The sequence below is a fragment of the Amnibacterium sp. genome (assembly GCF_051956055.1).
Lineage (GTDB): Bacteria > Actinomycetota > Actinomycetes > Actinomycetales > Microbacteriaceae > Amnibacterium.
This window is the reverse complement of the sequence record NZ_JBQCGC010000093.1, coordinates 33,038-49,240: the sequence shown is the minus strand read 5'-3', so window position 1 is coordinate 49,240 and position 16,203 is coordinate 33,038. Positions and strand designations below refer to the sequence as shown.

The 16,203-nt window shown below is 72.9% G+C and carries 17 protein-coding genes; 10 read left to right on the top strand and 7 right to left on the bottom strand.

Annotation, left to right across the window (positions count from 1 at the left end):
• Positions 1-134: 134 nt before the first annotated feature.
• Genes ACTHLI_RS13445 through ACTHLI_RS13430 form a run of 4 tightly spaced genes read left to right on the top strand, consistent with a single transcriptional unit; the run spans position 135 to position 4,465 of the window.
• Positions 135-1,004, top strand: a complete 870-nt coding sequence (locus ACTHLI_RS13445) for a ThuA domain-containing protein (protein ID WP_440184596.1) — start codon at positions 135-137, stop codon at positions 1,002-1,004.
• A 59-nt stretch (positions 1,005-1,063) separates the two neighbouring features.
• Entirely contained in the window at positions 1,064-2,680 is a 1,617-nt protein-coding gene (locus tag ACTHLI_RS13440; RefSeq protein WP_440184593.1) for a DUF5597 domain-containing protein, read from the top strand.
• Positions 2,677-3,459, top strand: a complete 783-nt coding sequence (locus tag ACTHLI_RS13435; protein ID WP_440184591.1) for an SDR family NAD(P)-dependent oxidoreductase — start codon at positions 2,677-2,679, stop codon at positions 3,457-3,459. Before ACTHLI_RS13440 ends, ACTHLI_RS13435 begins: the two co-directional genes overlap by 4 nt.
• Positions 3,449-4,465 (top strand): Gfo/Idh/MocA family protein, encoded by a 1,017-nt coding sequence (locus ACTHLI_RS13430; protein ID WP_440184588.1) that lies wholly within the window; start codon positions 3,449-3,451, stop codon positions 4,463-4,465. The genes ACTHLI_RS13435 and ACTHLI_RS13430 overlap by 11 nt, the downstream gene beginning before the upstream one ends.
• A gap of 20 nt (positions 4,466-4,485) precedes the next feature.
• On the opposite strand, the gene ACTHLI_RS13425 is transcribed toward ACTHLI_RS13430, so the two are convergent.
• Positions 4,486-5,745, bottom strand: coding sequence for a four-carbon acid sugar kinase family protein (locus tag ACTHLI_RS13425; RefSeq protein WP_440184585.1), 1,260 nt, complete (start codon positions 5,743-5,745; stop codon positions 4,486-4,488).
• Positions 5,746-5,849: 104 nt separating this feature from the next.
• On the opposite strand from ACTHLI_RS13425, the gene denD reads away from it, so the two are divergent.
• Both denD and ACTHLI_RS13415 read left to right on the top strand, forming a co-directional pair.
• The gene (gene denD, locus ACTHLI_RS13420; protein WP_440184582.1) at positions 5,850-6,860 is read left to right on the top strand and encodes a D-erythronate dehydrogenase; all 1,011 of its coding nucleotides are present in this window, start codon (positions 5,850-5,852) and stop codon (positions 6,858-6,860) included.
• Positions 6,857-7,750: an NAD(P)-dependent oxidoreductase gene (locus ACTHLI_RS13415; protein ID WP_440184580.1), complete on the top strand. Its 894-nt coding sequence runs from the start codon at positions 6,857-6,859 to the stop codon at positions 7,748-7,750. The genes denD and ACTHLI_RS13415 overlap by 4 nt, the downstream gene beginning before the upstream one ends.
• Here the strand turns inward: ACTHLI_RS13415 and ACTHLI_RS13410 are convergent.
• Positions 7,744-8,604: a helix-turn-helix transcriptional regulator gene (locus ACTHLI_RS13410; RefSeq protein WP_440184577.1), complete on the bottom strand. Its 861-nt coding sequence runs from the start codon at positions 8,602-8,604 to the stop codon at positions 7,744-7,746. The two genes, ACTHLI_RS13415 and ACTHLI_RS13410, sit on opposite strands and share 7 nt — an antisense overlap.
• Positions 8,605-8,691: 87 nt before the next feature.
• Between ACTHLI_RS13410 and ACTHLI_RS13405 the strand changes: the two genes are divergently transcribed.
• Complete coding sequence (locus ACTHLI_RS13405; RefSeq protein WP_440184574.1) at positions 8,692-9,372, top strand: SDR family NAD(P)-dependent oxidoreductase; 681 nt, start codon at positions 8,692-8,694, stop codon at positions 9,370-9,372.
• 13 nt (positions 9,373-9,385) lie between these two features.
• On the opposite strand, the gene ACTHLI_RS13400 is transcribed toward ACTHLI_RS13405, so the two are convergent.
• Positions 9,386-9,973 (bottom strand): hypothetical protein, encoded by a 588-nt coding sequence (locus ACTHLI_RS13400; protein WP_440184572.1) that lies wholly within the window; start codon positions 9,971-9,973, stop codon positions 9,386-9,388.
• On the opposite strand from ACTHLI_RS13400, the gene ACTHLI_RS13395 reads away from it, so the two are divergent.
• From ACTHLI_RS13395 to ACTHLI_RS13385, 3 genes are all read left to right on the top strand, one after another.
• Positions 9,963-10,190, top strand: coding sequence for a hypothetical protein (locus ACTHLI_RS13395; protein WP_440184569.1), 228 nt, complete (start codon positions 9,963-9,965; stop codon positions 10,188-10,190). The genes ACTHLI_RS13400 and ACTHLI_RS13395 overlap by 11 nt on opposite strands.
• Positions 10,191-10,284: 94 nt before the next feature.
• On the top strand, positions 10,285-11,088 hold the full coding sequence (locus ACTHLI_RS13390) for a hypothetical protein (protein ID WP_440184566.1): 804 nt from the start codon (positions 10,285-10,287) through the stop codon (positions 11,086-11,088).
• Complete coding sequence (locus ACTHLI_RS13385) at positions 11,085-11,669, top strand: hypothetical protein (protein ID WP_440184563.1); 585 nt, start codon at positions 11,085-11,087, stop codon at positions 11,667-11,669. The genes ACTHLI_RS13390 and ACTHLI_RS13385 overlap by 4 nt, the downstream gene beginning before the upstream one ends.
• A gap of 49 nt (positions 11,670-11,718) precedes the next feature.
• Here the strand turns inward: ACTHLI_RS13385 and ACTHLI_RS13380 are convergent, their stop codons facing one another.
• From ACTHLI_RS13380 to ACTHLI_RS13365, 4 genes are all read right to left on the bottom strand, one after another.
• A complete protein-coding gene (locus ACTHLI_RS13380; protein WP_440184561.1) occupies positions 11,719-12,960 on the bottom strand; it encodes an MFS transporter in 1,242 nt (413 codons plus the stop codon).
• Between the two features lie 96 nt (positions 12,961-13,056).
• On the bottom strand, positions 13,057-14,502 hold the full coding sequence (locus ACTHLI_RS13375) for a purine-cytosine permease family protein (protein ID WP_440184559.1): 1,446 nt from the start codon (positions 14,500-14,502) through the stop codon (positions 13,057-13,059).
• Positions 14,502-14,810 (bottom strand): cupin, encoded by a 309-nt coding sequence (locus tag ACTHLI_RS13370; protein ID WP_440184556.1) that lies wholly within the window; start codon positions 14,808-14,810, stop codon positions 14,502-14,504. Before ACTHLI_RS13370 ends, ACTHLI_RS13375 begins: the two co-directional genes overlap by 1 nt.
• A complete protein-coding gene (locus ACTHLI_RS13365; RefSeq protein WP_440184554.1) occupies positions 14,807-16,165 on the bottom strand; it encodes an amidase in 1,359 nt (452 codons plus the stop codon). The genes ACTHLI_RS13370 and ACTHLI_RS13365 overlap by 4 nt, the downstream gene beginning before the upstream one ends.
• Between the last annotated feature and the right edge of the window lie 38 nt (positions 16,166-16,203).

Here is a 16,203-nt window from a genome sequence, read left to right as displayed (position 1 = left end):
CATCGATGCCGCGCGGGTGGGGCCGGGCGCCGACTCATCCGATCCCGCGATATTTGCACGGAATCGACAGAAATGACTAGGGTCGGAGCAGCATCGGCGAAGGCGCCGCTGCGTGGCGAGGAGAGGCGGTCCGCATGGCCGACACCCTGGACGTGCTCATCCTGTCCGGGCACATGACCCGCGAGCACGACAACGAGTTCCGCAGCTTCCGCCAGCACAACATCTGGCTGACGACACTGCTCGAGGACACGGGCCGCTTCCGCGTGCGGGTCATCGAGGACCCGCGCGGACTCGGCGCGGAGATCATCGACAAGTACGACGTCGTGGTCGTGGTCTTCGAGGGCCGGGACGGGTACTTCGACACGGCGGTCGGCTTCGGCCCGGAGACCGACGCGGCGCTGCTCCGATTCGTGCACCAGCGCGGCAAGGGCATGGTGTGGTTCCACGGCTCCGCCGCCCAGGAGGACGACTGGGGCTACCCGGAGGAGTACAACGTCATGCGGGGCGCGAAGCTGAGCGTGCCGACCGGCCTCCGACCCCGCCCGTGGGGCGAGGCGCAGCTCGAAACGGTCGAGCCGCGCCACCCGATCACGGAGGGCATCAGCGACCGCTGGACGGTCACCGGCGACGACATCCTCACCGGGGTGGAGCTGTACGAGGGCACCCGGGTGCTGCTCACCACCTTCGACGACCTCGAGTCGTACGAGCGGGCCCCCACGTACCCGATGCCGCACTACCCCGTCGCGGTGCCCGACGAGGGGCTCGCAGCGCTGCCGGGGATGAACACCGACCAGCCGATCGCCTGGATCAACCAGTACGGCGCGGGTCGCTGCTTCACGATCACGATCGGCCACGACATCGACACGTTCCGCCGGATCGAGTTCATCCGGATGTTCCCGCGCGGGGTCGAGTGGGCGGCGACCGGAGCGGTCACGCTCAGCGGCCCGGATCGACGCGGGGAGCGACGCTTCCTCCCCTGGCCGTACTACAACCGCGAGGGCTGATCGCCGTTCGATCCCATCGCCCGAAGCCCCGATTGCCACCGAAGCGGAGAAGCAGAACCATGGTCGACCCCGCCGCCGGCGCACGTCCGATACCCCGAATCGAACGCAGCGCGCACGGCTTCCAGTTCATCGTCGACGAGCGCCCGACCCTTCTGCTCGGTGGCCAGCTGCACAACTCGACGCCGACGGACGTGACGCTGCCGGACGTGCTCGGTCGAGTCCGGGCATTGCATGCTTCGGTCGTCATCGGCTCGGCGAGCTGGTCGCTGGTCGAACCGACCGAGGGACGATTCGACTTCTCCTCCGTCGACCGCGAGCTGGAGGCCGCGCGGAGAGCGGGACTGCGGCTGGTGCTCATCTGGTTCGGGGCGTTCAAGAACGCGACCTCGACCTACGCTCCCACCTGGGTGCGCGCTGACCCTGCCCGGTTCCCGCGCGCCGTCGTGCGCGGCGGGCGGAAGGAGGCCTTCACCCATGGCCACGCGACGTCGAAGCCCGTGCTCTCGGTGTTCTCCGAGTCGCTGCGCGCCGCAGATCAGCGCGCCTTCGTCTCGCTGATGGACCATCTGCGAACCGCCGACCCTCAGCACACCGTCCTGATGGTGCAGGTCGAGAACGAGGTCGGTCTGCTCCGGGACTCCCGCGACCGCTCGGAGACGGCAGACGCGGCGTGGAGCGGTCCCGTACCGGACGCGATCGCGAGGCTGGTCCTGGAGCAGCATCCCGACCTCCTGCGGGCAGGCGCGACCCACCGCTCCGGCACCTGGGCTGAGCTGCTCGCCGAGAGCTGGGAAGCCGATGAGCTGTTCATGGCATGGCATTTCGGGACCTATCTCGACCGCCTCGCCGTCGCGGGGAAGGCCTCGAAACCGCTCCCGATGTTCGCGAACGCGTGGCTCGGGCCGCAGCCCGGCCAGCCGGAGGCAGGGGACTACCCGAGCGGGGGCCCGACGGCAAGAGTGCTCGACGTCTGGAAGCTTGCGGCGCCGAATCTGGACTTCCTCTCCCCCGACGTCTACATCGACGACGGGAAGGCGGCGATCAGCGCGTATCGACGCGCCGACAACGCCCTCTTCGTGCCGGAGTCGCGCGTCGCGACGGGCAACCTCTTCTGGGCCCTCGGTCTCGGGGCATTCGGCTTCTCGATGTTCGGCGTCGACGACATCCGCGCCGACAGCCGGCTGGGGCTCGCGTACGGACTTCTCGACGGAATGGCCGACGTGGTGATCGCCGCCCAGGCCGAGGGACGCATCGCCGGGATCCTGCTGGAGGAGGACGAGCGCCAGGACCTCGAGTTCGGCAGCCTGCGAGTGGTCGTCCAGGGGGCGCGCGCGCTCCTCCAGCGAATGCTCCTCGATGCGGGTGTGCAGGCGCCGCCGGCGCACGCGTCGGCGCCGAGCGAGACGGGGCGCGGCATCCCCGCGCCCGCAGACACGCGGGCGTTCGGCCTGCTGATCGAGCAGGGGCCCGACGAGTTCATCGTCGTCGGCCAGAACCTCGCGGTCGACTTCGCCGTCGAGGCGGGCGCGGTGGAGATCGATGCTGTCGAGGCGGGGTATTTCAGCGACGGGACCTGGACGTGCACACGGGTCGTGAACGGCGACGAACGCCTTGCAATCGTGCCGCTCGACGAGGTCGGCGTCGCTCGAGTCCGTCTCCTGCGGCTGTCGACGTGACCGCACGACGGCTCGATGGCCGGGTGGTGGTCGTCACCGGAGCGGCGAGCGGAATGGGACTGGCCGACGCGCGGCTCGCGGCCGACGAGGGGGCCATCGTCTGGGCGACCGACGTCGTCGAGTCAGCAGCGGCCGACGACGACCGCATCACGAGCCGCCGGCTCGATGTCACCGACCCGCTCGGGTGGGAGCGGCTCGCCGCCGAGATCCGGGATCGGGACGGGCGCGTCGACGGACTGGTGAACAACGCGGGCATCGCATCGCGCGACCGCCTTCCCGACGTCGTGCTGAGCGCATGGCACCGCACGCTCGAGGTGAACGTGACCGGCCCCCTGCTCGGGATGCAGGCGCTGCGTCCGCTGATGCATCCCGGTGCATCGATCGTGAACATCGTCTCCATCGCCGCCCTCGGCGGTCACGCCGCGGCCGCGTACACGACGAGCAAATGGGCGCTGCGTGGCCTGTCCCGGGTCGCGGCGCTCGAGTTCGGCGAAGCCGGCATCCGGGTCAACGCCGTCTTCCCCGGACTCGTCGACACCCCGCTCATGGACTCCGCATCACCCGCGTTCGCGGCGGCGGCGATCGCGGAGACACCGCTCGGTCGCTCGGGCGCACCGGCGGACATCGCGCCGTTGGTGGTCTACCTCCTCTCGGAGGAGTCCGCGTTCATCACCGGCGCGGAGATCGCCGCCGACGGCGGTCTCACGAGCCACGTGTCGCACAAGCGCATCGCCGATGCGATCCGACCCACGAGCGAGGAGCACCTCGATGAGCCCTGATCCCGACTCCTCAGGCGGACCCGGACTCCGGATCGGCATCCTCGGCGCGGCCGGGATCGCCGAACGGGCGATGGTCGAACCCGCGCGGGCGCAGCGCGGGGTGCGCGTCCAGGTGATCGGATCGCGGGATCCGGCGCGCGCCCGCACGCTGGCGGACCGGCTCGACGTCCCGGACGCGGGCGACTACGACACCGTCCTGCACCATCCCGACGTCGACCTCGTCTACATCGCTATCCCGCCGACGTTCCACGCCGAGTGGGCCGTTCGCGCGCTCGAGGCGGGGAAGCACGTGCTGTGCGAGAAGCCGCTCTCGGCGAACGGGACGACTGCGGCCCTGATCGCCGAGACGGCTGATGCGACCGGCAGGCGCGCCTTCGTCGGGTTCCACTACCGATTGCACTCGTTCACGCAGCACCTGCTGACGCACCTCGCCTCCGGCGCACTCGGCTCCGTCGAGCGGGTGGACATCGACTTCAGCATCCCCCACTTCGTCGTGAAGCCGGGGAACATCCGGCTGGACGGCGACCTCGGGGGTGGCGCGTTCATGGACGTCGGGTGCTACGCGATCGATCTGCTGCGCGCTGCCTGGGGCGAGCCCGCGGTCGTGTCGGCGACCGCGATCGTGTCCGACGACGACCCGCGCATCGATCTGCAGACCGACGTGGATCTGGCGCTCCCGGGCGGCGTCCCGGCACGGGTGCGGGCGTCGTTCATCGGCGACGACACCGGCAGCATGACGCTGCGGGTCACCGGATCCGAGGCCGAGCTCGACGCCACCAGCGTGATCGTTCCGCAGTGGGGCGCCGCGCTGCGCATCATCTCGCCCGCGGGGCTGCTGCTGGAGGAGCGGGCGGCGCCGGGCGAGAACAGCTACGCCCGGCAGCTCGCGCACATCGCCGAGGCGCTGCGCGACGACGCACCCAGCATCCTCGACGCCGCGCGGGGCGTCGGGACCATGCGGATCGTGGACGACGTCTACCGGGCGGCCGGGCTGCAGCCCCGCTGAGCACCGACCCGGCGGCCCGCTCACCCACGGTGGATCGCGGCCACCACGTCGAGGAGGGTGGCGGGTCCGCCGACGTTGCCCGGCACGACGACCGTCGTCGGGGCGGTACCCGGCTCGACGTCGAGATCCCAGACCGACACCCCGGCGAGCACCTGTCCCCGCACCCGCGCCCGGGCGGCGTGCAGCGCGTCGGTCGCGATCGCCGCCGAGGTGATCCCGCCCTTCGTGACGACCACGTCGACCTCCCGAGCGACCGCAGCGGTCGCGCGGACGAGCGCCGCCATCACGCGCTCGCCGTGCTGCAGCGTGTCGTCCTCGGCTCGGCGCACCCGCTCGGACTGGAGCACGACGACGCGGCTCCTGCCGAGGGCCGCGCGGACCTCCGGCACCGCCGCGGCCGCAGCCGCCTCCGGGTCCAGCAGGGCGGCGGCCGTCGGGATCGTCACGGCCTCGACGACACCGCCCGCCGCACCGAGCGCGGCGAGCTGCGCCGTGGAGGCGGCGGTGTGGGAGCCGCACACGACGAGGACGGCCCGGTCGGTCTCGGCGATCGGGCGGCCGAGGAGCCCGTCGCTCGCGACACCCGCGAGGACCGCGGCGAGCGGCGCCGCGCTCCGCACCACGACCCGGCGCCCCCGCCGCCGCGCCTCCGCGAGCCCTGCGGCCACGAGGACGACGTCGTCGTCCGTCTCGACGTCCGGGGTGACGAAGGCGCCGACCGCTGCGCGCACGAGCGCGTCCGCGACCGCCGTCCCGCTCGTGGTCCGCACCGCGTCGAGGACGACGGGCACGGCCTCCCGCCCACCCCGCTCGGCGACGAAGCCGGCGAGGGAGGAGCTCGTGTACCCGAAGACCGGGTCCCGGGCGAACTCCGTCTCCCCCACCGGCACCTGCACCCCGTCGACCACGAGCCGGTGGACCCCGTCGACGGTCGTGCGGCCGCCCTGCGGGAACGCGGGCACGAACAGCACCGCGGCGTCGTCGCCGACGAACACGTCCGTCTCCGCGAACACGTGCCCGCGGAGCGTCGAGTCGCCGCGGAGCACCACCTGCACCTCCGGATCCACCTCCCGGCGCACCCGGTCGATCTCGCCGCGGACCCGGTCGCAGAGCGCGACGGCGTCCGCCTCGCTCACGGCCCGCGAGTTGGTCTGCAGGTAGACCGAGTCCGTGCGGCGGAGGGTGTCGACGAGCAGGTCGCCGTCCCAGACGAGCAGCACGTCCACCCCGGTCGCGGACTGCGTGCCGGTCGGATCGTCGTCGAGCACGACCGTCTTCATGGGCGACCTCCTCCGTCGCGGCGCCGCTCGTCCGCGGGCACGGACCGGATCGCCGTCGACGATCAGATCATCCCGCTACGGTCGGCGGGAACGAGAGGACGGACATGGCGGTCCACGATCCAGCGCCCGGCGTGCGCGTCGTCGTCACCGGAGGCGCGGGCTTCCTCGGCACGATGCTCGTCGAGCGCCTGCTGCAGGAGCCGTCGCAGACGTTCGGCGGGTCCCGGGCCCGCGTCGCCGAGATCGTGGTGCTGGACCTGCAGCCCCCGCTGCCGCGCATCGCCGATGATCCCCGGGTCCGCGTGCTGATCGGGCCGCTCGAGGCGTCGCTCGCCGCGGTGCCGGACGCGGATGTCGTCTTCCACCTGGCCGGGGTCGTGAGCGGCGCGGCGGAGGCGGACTTCGACCTCGGGATGCGCACGAACCTCGAGGGCACGCGGGCCGTGCTCGAGTGGGCGCGCGCCATGCGCGTCCCGCCGCTGCTCGTCTTCGCGAGCTCGCTCGCGGTGTTCGGCAGCGATCCCGCGATCGGCCCGATCGGGGAGGTCGACGACGACACGATGCCGCGCCCGCAGTCGAGCTACGGCACGCAGAAGCTGATCGGCGAGCTCCTCGTCGCGGACTGCACACGGAAGGGGTTCGTGCGCGGCCGGAGCGTCCGCCTGATGACCGTGTCGGTGCGGCCGGGGAAAGCGAACGCGGCCGCGTCGAGCTTCCTCTCCGGCATCATCCGCGAGCCGATCGCGGGTCTCCCGTCCCGATGCCCCGTGCCGCCGGACACCCCGGTCGCGCTCTCGTCGCCCGCGCGGACCATCGAGGGTGTCCTCGCCGCAGCAGCGGCGGACGAGGCGACCTGGGGCAGCCGGACCGCGATGAACCTCCCCGCGCTCGCCACGACGCCGCGCGAGATGGCAGCCGCCCTCGACCGCGCGGTGGAAGGCGGACCCAGCCGCTTGATCGAGTGGAGCGTGGACCCGGAGGTCGAGCGGATCGTCGCGAGCTGGCCAGCCCGCATCCGCACCGATCGCGCCGCCGCGATGGGGCTCACCCCCGACGGCTCCTTCGACGACGTCGTCGCCCAGTACCTGACGACGCTCGCCGGAGCGACACGATGAGCGCCCCGGTCCCGGTGGCCTGGATCGGCCTCGGCGCGATGGGCATGCCGATGGCGTCCCACCTGGTGCGGAGCGGGTTCCCGGTGGTCGGGTACGACCCGGCGCCGACCCTCCGGTTCCCGGAGGACGTGTCGATCCGCACCGCCGCGAGCCCGGCCGCCGCGGCCGACGGCGCCTCGATCGTGGTCGTGATGGTCGCCACGCCTGCCCAGGCGGAGGCCGCACTGCTCGGATCGGACGGCGTGCTCGCCGGTCTGCGGGAGGGCGCGACCGTGGTCGTCACGGCGACGATCGGCCCGGAGTCCGCCACGGCGCTCGCGACGGCCGTCGCGGAGGCGGGCGGGGCGTTCGTCGACGCACCGGTCTCCGGCGGCGTCGCCCGGGCCGGCAGCGGCGAGCTGCTCGTGATGGTCGGTGCCGACGAGGCGGCGTTCGGCGCCGCACGGCCGGTCCTCGACGCGCTCGGGGCGACCGTGCATCACGTCGGCCCGAGGCCGGGCGACGGCCAGCGCATGAAGCTCGTGAACCAGCTGCTCTGCGGCGTCCACATCGCCGTCGCCGCGGAGGCGCTCGCGTACGCGGAACGGCTGGGCATCGATCCGGCTGCGGCGCTCGAGGTGCTCGGCGGCGGCGCGGCCGCCTCGTTCATGCTCGGCGACCGCGGGCCTCGCATGGTCTCCGGCGAATTCGAGCCCCCGCGGAGCGCGGTCGACATCTTCGTGAAGGACCTCGGCCTGGTGCTCGACGCCGACCCGGACGCCGCGCTGCCGCTCGCCCGCGCCGCGCGCGGCCGGTTCGTGCAGGCCGCCGACGCAGGGATGGGACGGCTCGACGACTCGTCCCTGATCCGGCTCCCGGACCCAGGGAGGCGAGAGGGGGCTCCTCAGTAAGCAGCCGGTGCCGGCGCAGCGGGCCGCGTGTCGAGCCCCGTCCCGGCGACGCGCAGCAGGTCGAGCTTCGAGGCGTCCTCCGAGCCGGGCGCGGCCGTGTACACGACGATCCGCAGGTCCGCGCCCGGGACGGCCAGCACGTCGCAGTCGAGCGTGATCGGCCCGACGGGCGTCCGCGTCGCGGTCTTCCGGCTCGATCGGTGCTGCGCCACGTGCGCCTCACCCCACCGGGCGCTGAAGTCGGACGAGGTCGCGCGCAGCCGCGCCACCAGGGTCCGGAGGCGCCGGTCGGCGGGGTAGCGCCCGACCGCACCGCGGAGGTCGGCGGCGAGGTCACGCGCGAACTCCTCCTCATGCCGTTCGTCGAACCGCATCCGTTCGTGGCCCGCAGTGAAGTGCTGCCACGCCACGTTCCGCTCGGCGGGCGGCTTCGCGGCCGGGTCGCCTCCGATCGCCGCCCACAACGGGTTCCACTGCAGCACGTCCCACGCCGCGGAGAACACGGCCATCGGCACGTCTCCGAGCCGGTCCATGATCCGCTGCACCCCGGCGGGCACATGCAGCGGAACCTCGCTCGGGCCGGGCACGGCGGCACCGCCGACCCGGAACAGGTGCGCGCGCTCCTCGTCGGAGAGGCGGAGGGCCCGCGCGAGCGCACCGAGCAGCTGCGCCGACGGATGCACGGCCCTGCCCTGCTCGAGCCGCACCACGTACTCGACGCTCACGCCCGCGAGCGCGGCCAGTTCCTCGCGGCGCAGCCCGGGTGCACGACGGCCGGGCCCGGCGGGCAGCCCCGCCTCCTCCGGACGCATGCGGTCGCGCCACGACCGCAGCACCGTTGCGAGCTCGTCCACGCCACCATGCTGCACCCGGCAGAGCCCGCGGGAGTGGTACCGGCAGTGCCTACCCTGCGCACGGCCTCGGGCCGCAGGCTCGCATTCATGACCACGACACTCATCACCGGGGCGAACAAGAGCCTCGGCCTCGAGACCGCTCGCCGGCTGATCGACGCCGGCCACACCGTCCTCGCCGCCATGCGCGACCCCGACAAGGGAGACGCCGTGCGGGCGCTCGGTGCCGAGGTCGTCCAGCTCGACGTGACCGACCAGGCCTCCGTCGACGCCGCATTCGCGGGCCTGGCCCGGCTCGACGTGCTCGTGAACAACGCCGGCGTGCTCGGTACGTCGTTCGGCGTCGACGACCTCGATGCGGCCGCGATGGCGTCCGTGTTCGACACGAACGTGCTCGGCATCGTGCGCGTGACGCAGGCGGCACTCCCGCTGCTGCGCCGCTCCGGGAACCCCGTGATCGTGAACGTCGCCTCCGGAGTCGGGTGGCCCCGCTTCCTGACCACGCCCGGCCGCGACGAGCACCCGGTCAGGAGCATCCCGTACGCCTCCTCGAAGGCGGCCGTGATCGCGCTCACGGTGCAGTACGCGAAGAACCTGCCGGGCATGCGCGTCAACGTCTCCGATCCCGGGTACACGGCGACCGACTTCAACGGGCACGGCGGCCATCAGACGGTCACGGAGGGCACCGATGCGACCGTCGCACTCGCGACGATCGGGCCCGACGGGCCGACCGGGGAGTTCCACGACCGGTCGGGGCGCATCGCCTTCTGACCGGCGACCCGGGTCAGCGGCCGGACGAGCCCACGACGGGCACCGATGCGCAGGTGGAGTCGCGGGCGATCCGCAGCGTCGCGCTGCCGCTGGGCGCGGACGGGTCGACCGTCGTGGTCGGTCCGTTCGTCGCCGTCCGGCCGTCGGCGGAGACGGTCACGCGGGTGAAGGTCACCCGGAACCGATCCGCCCCCGTGCCGGTCGGTCGGGCGTCGTACCCGCCGAGCTGCAGGGCCCCGTCCTGCTCGCGGCAGCCGACGCCCGTGCCGTTGCCGCGCAGGTCCTCCTGATCGAACGTGTACTGGGCGCCCTGCGCGTTCTGCACCGGCGCGAGCGCGCACGTCGAACCGGAGCGCTGCAGGGAGTAGAGCCGCGCACCCCGGCCGTCCGCGAGGGCCATCACCGTCGCGCCTCCGGCGATCCTGGCCGCCCAGCCGGTGTGCGCACCGGGGCCGGCGAGCGGATCGCGGACGGTGAGCACCGCGCCGGACGCGGTGCTGATGCCGAACCGGTTCTCGCCGGCTGAGTAGAAGATGCGGTCGTCGCGACCGTCGCCGTCGAGATCGCCGTCGATCGCCGATTCGGCGCCCGTGGGGACCACGACATCGTTCGGCGCGCATCCCGCCGGCGTCGCGGTCGAGGTCGGGCTCGAGGAGGGTGAGGCGCTCACGCTCGGGGCGGTCGGGGACGACGGGGCGATCGACGCCACGGTGGTGGTCGGGGCCGGCGTCGTCGTCGCGGTGCATCCGCTCATCAGGAGGACGGCGAGCAGCGGCAGCGCGAGCACCTTCGTCGATCCGGTCACCGGCGGAACCTAGCGACCGGACCCGGGAGCGACACGGGAGGCATCGGATCCCGTCCGATGCCGGGCTGGACGTCGGCGTCGACGCGGTGTGGTGGCACGCTGAACAGGTGGCACCGCCTCCTCACCCGTCGGGACCGACGCCGATGACGGCGGCGCACGATCCGGGGTGCGAGGTCTGCCGCACCAGCTGGCAGCGCCGCGCGACGGTCTGCGACCAGTACGGTTTCTCCCGCAGCCGCCGCACCCTCCTGTACCGGTGCGCCGTGTGCGATACGCGCTGGGAGGCGACCGTCCAGCAGCTCCTCCCGCTCGAGGGCCCGTTCCCCGACGACCGGGAGCCCGCCACCGCCGTCGACCTCGGCCCCGCGCTGGCGGATCAGGCGAGCCGCGTCCGCCCGTCCCCGCCCGAAGCGCTGCCGAGCGCCGTCCGCGTCGGCCCGATCGCCTCCCGCACCGTCGAAGGCGGCCGCATCGTCGTCCCCTTCGCGCAGCGCATCCCCGGCTCCTGGGTCGGCACGCCGCTCGACAGCTTCATCGCCCCGCTGGCGGCCATCGCCCTCGCGCTCGACGCGCTGCTGCCGGACGTCGATGTGCACGTCGGCCGGTCCTACCGGTTCGACGCCGTGACCTACCGCGACCGGCTGGGCGGCCTGCACACCGGGTACGGTCTCGCGCTCGCCGACCGACCGAGCACCGCGGCGTTCGAGCGCCTGGTCCTCCCCCCGGTGCGGCGCTCCCCCGCCGACCCGCCGGACCCGATCGCGCTCCGCGTGGACGAGGGGTCGCTGGTCAGGATGGGCCTCGGCGTCGATGCGCCCACCCACGGCCTCTTCAACGTCGTGGCGTTCGGCCTCCACGCCGCCCCGACCCCGGATCCGCCGGCGGTCGACGACGCGGTCGTGTTCCGATGATCGCCGGATCGTGGCGGAGCCTTCGCAGGCGGACGCTCGTCCGGCCCGGCGTCCCCCTGCCCGATCGTCTCCACCTGCTGGTCGCCGAGGACGGGTCGCCGATCACGACCTCCGGCGACCACGGCAGCCGCGAGTACACCGCGTACAGCGTCCGGTCGATGGCGGGCGGCCCGACCTCGGTGCGGCGCACGTCCGAGCTCCGCCGCCTCGAGACGGGGATGGACCTCGTCTGGGTCGATCCCGGCACGCCGTCGGGCGCCGGCCTGCCCCTCACGTTCGAACCCGGCCGGCGGCGCCCGCGCCCGCGCCCGCGCCCGCGCGGCAGCGGAGTCACCACCATCGACGCGCACCGCCTCCCGCCGGTGCTGTGGCGGCTGCGGATGCTGGCCGCCCTGGATTCGGCCGATCGGGCGGTCCAGCTCCTCGAGCGGCCGGGTCGTGGGGCTCCGACGATCGTGCTGTCGCGGGACCCGGCACATGCCAGGACCGAGATCGCCGCCGCGCTCGAGGGCCTCCCCCACCCGACGATCGTGTTCCGTCCGCCGGGCGACGACCTCGGCGTGCCGGCCCGCACCTCCTGACCCGATGCCGGTGGGAGGGGTCTCGTGCGACCGGGCCGGCTGCGCCGGCTCAGCCGGCGGCCTCGGCCTGCGGCTGCCCCACTGCGCCCCGTGCGCCGGCCGGTCGCCGGAACGCCGGAGCGCAGAGGAACGCGACGACCATCATCGCGACGAGCACCCAGAAGCTGCCGAGGAGGCCCACGCCCTGCGCGAGGAATCCGATGACCGGAGGGCCGCCGAGACCGGCGGCGTAGCCGATCGACGCGACCACGTTGATCCGGGCGGCGACGTTCCCGCCGCCCTCGCCGGCCGCGGACATGCCGAGCGGGAAGCCCATCGAGACGCCGACGGAGAGCAGGAGGACGCCGAGCAGCACGAGTGCGGGGACGTTCGAGAGGATGAACAGGAGCAGCCCGACGGTGCCGACGGCGGTCGTCAGGCGGATCGTCGCGACCCGGCCGAGCCGGTCGACGACGGGTCCGCCGAAGATTCGCGAGGCCGCCTCCCCGATCGCGAACGCCGTGAAGAACAGCGCCGCCACCGTGGGCGTGAACCCGTGGTCGCGCTGCACCGCGAGGGTGAGCCAGTTGTTCGCCGAGGTCTCGCTGAGGTCGACGCCGAGCATGACGACGCCGATCAGCAGGAGGCGCACCTCGGTCCAGCCGCGCAGCCACTCGCCGATGCGGGCGCGGATGCTCCGGTCCACGGAGGGCAGCGGCTCCGTGGTGCCGGACGGCACCGCGAGCACGACGTACGTGCCGATCGCGGCGATCAGCAGGGCCTCCCACGCGAACTGCCCGGTCGGGCTCAAGCCGATCGCGGCGCTCCCTGCGCCGATGCCGGAGCCGATCACCGCCCCCACCGACCAGGCGGCGTGGAGGAAGGGCATGAGGCTCCGGCCGGCGATCCGTTCGAGCGCCGCGCCCTCGACGTTGATCGAGACGTCCATCACGGCGGTCGCGAACCCGATGAGCAGGAACGCGATGGCGATCACGGCGAGCGACCCGATCGCCACGCCGGCCGCCACCGCGGCCATCATCACGGCGATGGTCGCCAGCGACATGCCGACCGTGCGGCGACCGCCGAGCCGGTTCGTGATGGGCGCCGATGCGAGCAGCCCCGCGACCGAGCCGACGGCGCTGCCGGCGAAGACCGCGCCGAGCTGTCCCGTCGTCACCTGCAGCTGCTGCGCGATCGCGGGCAGGCGCGGACCCCACGCGGAGATCGTGATGCCGCCGACGATGTACGCGCCGAGGAGCCCGTTCCGCCACCGGGTCAGTCGACGCGCGTCGAGCGCGGTGGATGAGGGCACAGCACCACGGTACGGAGCCAGGGGTGAGCGTTCACGCCGCCGTGCCGACGGTGGGCGCGAGACGGTCTCGACCGCCCCGCGCCCTCGCCGCCGCGGTCACCACACCGCGCCGTCTCCCTCCAGTTCCCGCTGGCTGCGCTCGCGGGCCTCCTCCTCAGCGCGGCGATCCAGTCCGCGCGAGAACAGCAGGTACAAGCCGCCGGCGACGATGAGCCCGACGGCGAACGAGAGATCCGCACCCCCGAGGAGGTTCGCGACCGGACCGACGAACAGGTCGGTCAGGGCGAAGAACGGGATCATCGCGACGAAGCCGATGCTGTAGGCGAGGAGACCGCGCCACGACCAGCGGCCGTAGATGCCCTTCGGGTTGAAGATCTCCGTGATCGCGTACCGGCCGTGCCGCACCGCGTAGAAGTCCACGAGGTTCACGGCTGTCCACGGCACGAGGAAGTAGAGCATCAGCAGGACGAAGTTGTTGAAGCTGCCCAGGTAGTCGTCCGGGATCGCCAGCGCGGCGATCACGGTGATGAGCCCGACCACGACGAGGCCGATGACCCGCGGCCGCACCGTCGCGCGGACGGGTTTGAACGCGTCGAGCCCGGAGACGCTCGTCAGCATCGCCCCGTACGCGTTGACGCCCATGATCGAGATCAGTGCCAACGTGGAGACGAGCACCACGATGGTCCCGAAGCCCGGGAACAGGTTGTCGCCCACCTGCTTGATGGACGAGATCGCGTCGACCTTCGGGATGCGGCTCGCGAGCAGGCCGCCGAGCCCCATCAGCCACACCGCCGAGCCGGCCGCCCCGAGATACGTGAAGAAGATGAGCTTCGGCGCCGACGACGACGCCGGGAGGTAGCGGGAGTAGTCGGACACGTAGACCGCGTAGCTGATGTTGTAGCCCGCGGCGAGCGAGAACTCGACGAGGAAGCCGGTCAGATCCCATCCGCCGGCATGCCCCGCCGCGGGCGCGGGCAGCGTCGTGAAGGCCAGCACCGTGGTGATCGCGAACGCGATGAGCAGCAGGTAGGTGAGCCAGCGCTGGACGAAGTGGAGCAGGTCGTGCCCGATGACCGCGATCACGATCGACAGGGCCGTGAGGACGGGGTACCAGAACCACTTCGGATCCGGCAGCACGAGGCCGATGCCCTGCGTCGCGAGGATGACGTCGAACACCATGAAGCCGATGTAGACGAACACGGTCGCGAGGAACGGCACGATGACGCCGCGGCTGCCGAACTGGGCACGCGACTGGATCATCTGGGGCAGCCCCATGCGCGGGCCCTGGTTCGCGTGGAAGGCCATGAAGAAGGTGCCGAACCCGGCCCCGAGGACGACCGCGAGGAACGTGAAGCCCGCGGACAGCCCGACCTCGGGCCCGATGAATCCGATCACCATCGTGGGCAGCACGAAATTGCCGGTGAACCAGAACGGTGCCTGATGCCAGAGCTTGCCGCGCCGCTCCGACCAGGGCACGTAGTCGATCGAGTGCCGTTCGATCACGGGTCCGGCTGCGCTGCCGGACGACGTCTTCGTGGACATCACATGCTCCTCGGTTGTGTGGGTTCCTGCGAGAGGAACTCGATCTCGATGAAGGAATAGGGGTGCTCGCCGTTGACGAGCTCGTGCTCGGCTCCCGCCGGACGTCGATAGGGCTGCCCTGCGGCCACGGCCGATGTGGCCGACCCGCCGGCGTCGACCACCACGAACTCCCCGTCCGTCAGAGGGACGACGAGGGAGTCGCAGGTGTGCCGGTGCCTCGGGATGCGATCACCCGGGCCCAGCTCGTACCGGGTGACCCGGATGCGCCCGTCGTCGATCTGGACGGTGGCGCGTGCGATGCCGCTCATGCGAGCACCTCGTACCCGGGCGCGACCCGGCGCCAAGGGAACGCGCGCTCCCAGTCGGCAGCGATCCGCAGCAGGCCCCGGTCCGCCCAGCGGGGCATCGTCACCTGGAGACCGAACGGCATGCCGTCCGGAAGCAGGGCGCCGGGAAGCGAGACGGCCGGCAGGCCGGTCACGTTCTGGACCGCGGTCGAGTAGACCTCGGGCCCCAGCAGGCCCGCGGGCGCGTTCCCGCGCCGGCCGTCCGGCGACCACCCCACGTCCGCCACCGTGGGCGTGACGAGCGCGGCCGTTCCTCCGAGCAGCTCATCGAGTCGAGCTGCCGCCGCGAACCGGCGTCGCCTCGCGGCGAGGTAGTCGTCCTTCGTCACGGCGAGCCCCTGCAGGAGGAACTCCCGCGCGCTCGGGTGCAGGTCGCCGCCGTCTGAGGCGAGCCGCGCCGAGCCGAACCTCGCGGCGTGCTCGGCCGAAGCGAGGACGAACCAGTCCTCGTCCGGGCTCCAGCCGGGGAAGAAGTCGGTCGGTTCGCGGTGCTCGACCGGTACGTCGAGCACCGCGGCGAGCCGCTCGACGTCGGCGTGGAACGCGAGGGCGACGGCGGTGGGCAGAGGGCCGAGGTCATCGGTCCGGTCGGCGACGATGAGCCGGTCAGGCCGCTGCGCCGGCGGCAGCGGTGTCGGCAGCGCCGTTGGGTCGCCGTCGACGGGTCCGGCGAGCACGTCCAGCAGCAGCTCGAGGTCATCGGCGCACGTCGCCATGAGGCCGTCGGTGGAGAAGTCGATCCAGTCGGGCGCCCCGCGGCGTCCGATCACGCCGTTGGTCGGCTTGAAGCCGAGCAGACCGCAGAACGCGGCAGGGATCCTGACCGAGCCGCCCCCGTCCGTGCCGGTCGCGATCGCGGCGAGCCCCGCGGCGAGCGCGGCGCCCGATCCGCCGCTCGACCCACCGGGCGATCGATCGGTGTTCCACGGATTCGTGGTCGGGCCGAACACGAGGTTGTCGGTGAAGCCCTCGATGCAGAACTCCGGCACGTTCGTCTTGCCGACGACGATCGCGCCGGCAGCGCGCAGCCTCCCGACCGCCACACCGTCGGTGACGGCGGGTGCGGCGCCCGCGAACCAGCGGGACCCGTGGGTCGTGACCATCCCGCGGACGTCGTCGTTGTCCTTCGCGAGGACGGGGAGACCGGCGAGCGGTCCCGGGTCGATGCCGCGACGGACGGCCTCGTCGACCGCGTCGGCCTCCGTGCGCGCCTCGTCGGCGCGCTCGGCGACGACCGCGTTCAGCGTCCGGTGCCCGTCGATGCGGCGCAGCGAACGCTCGACGAGGTCACGTGCGCGCAGTTCACCGGAGCGCACTCGCGCGGCAAGGGTTCGGAGCGCGTGGGGGTCGCTGT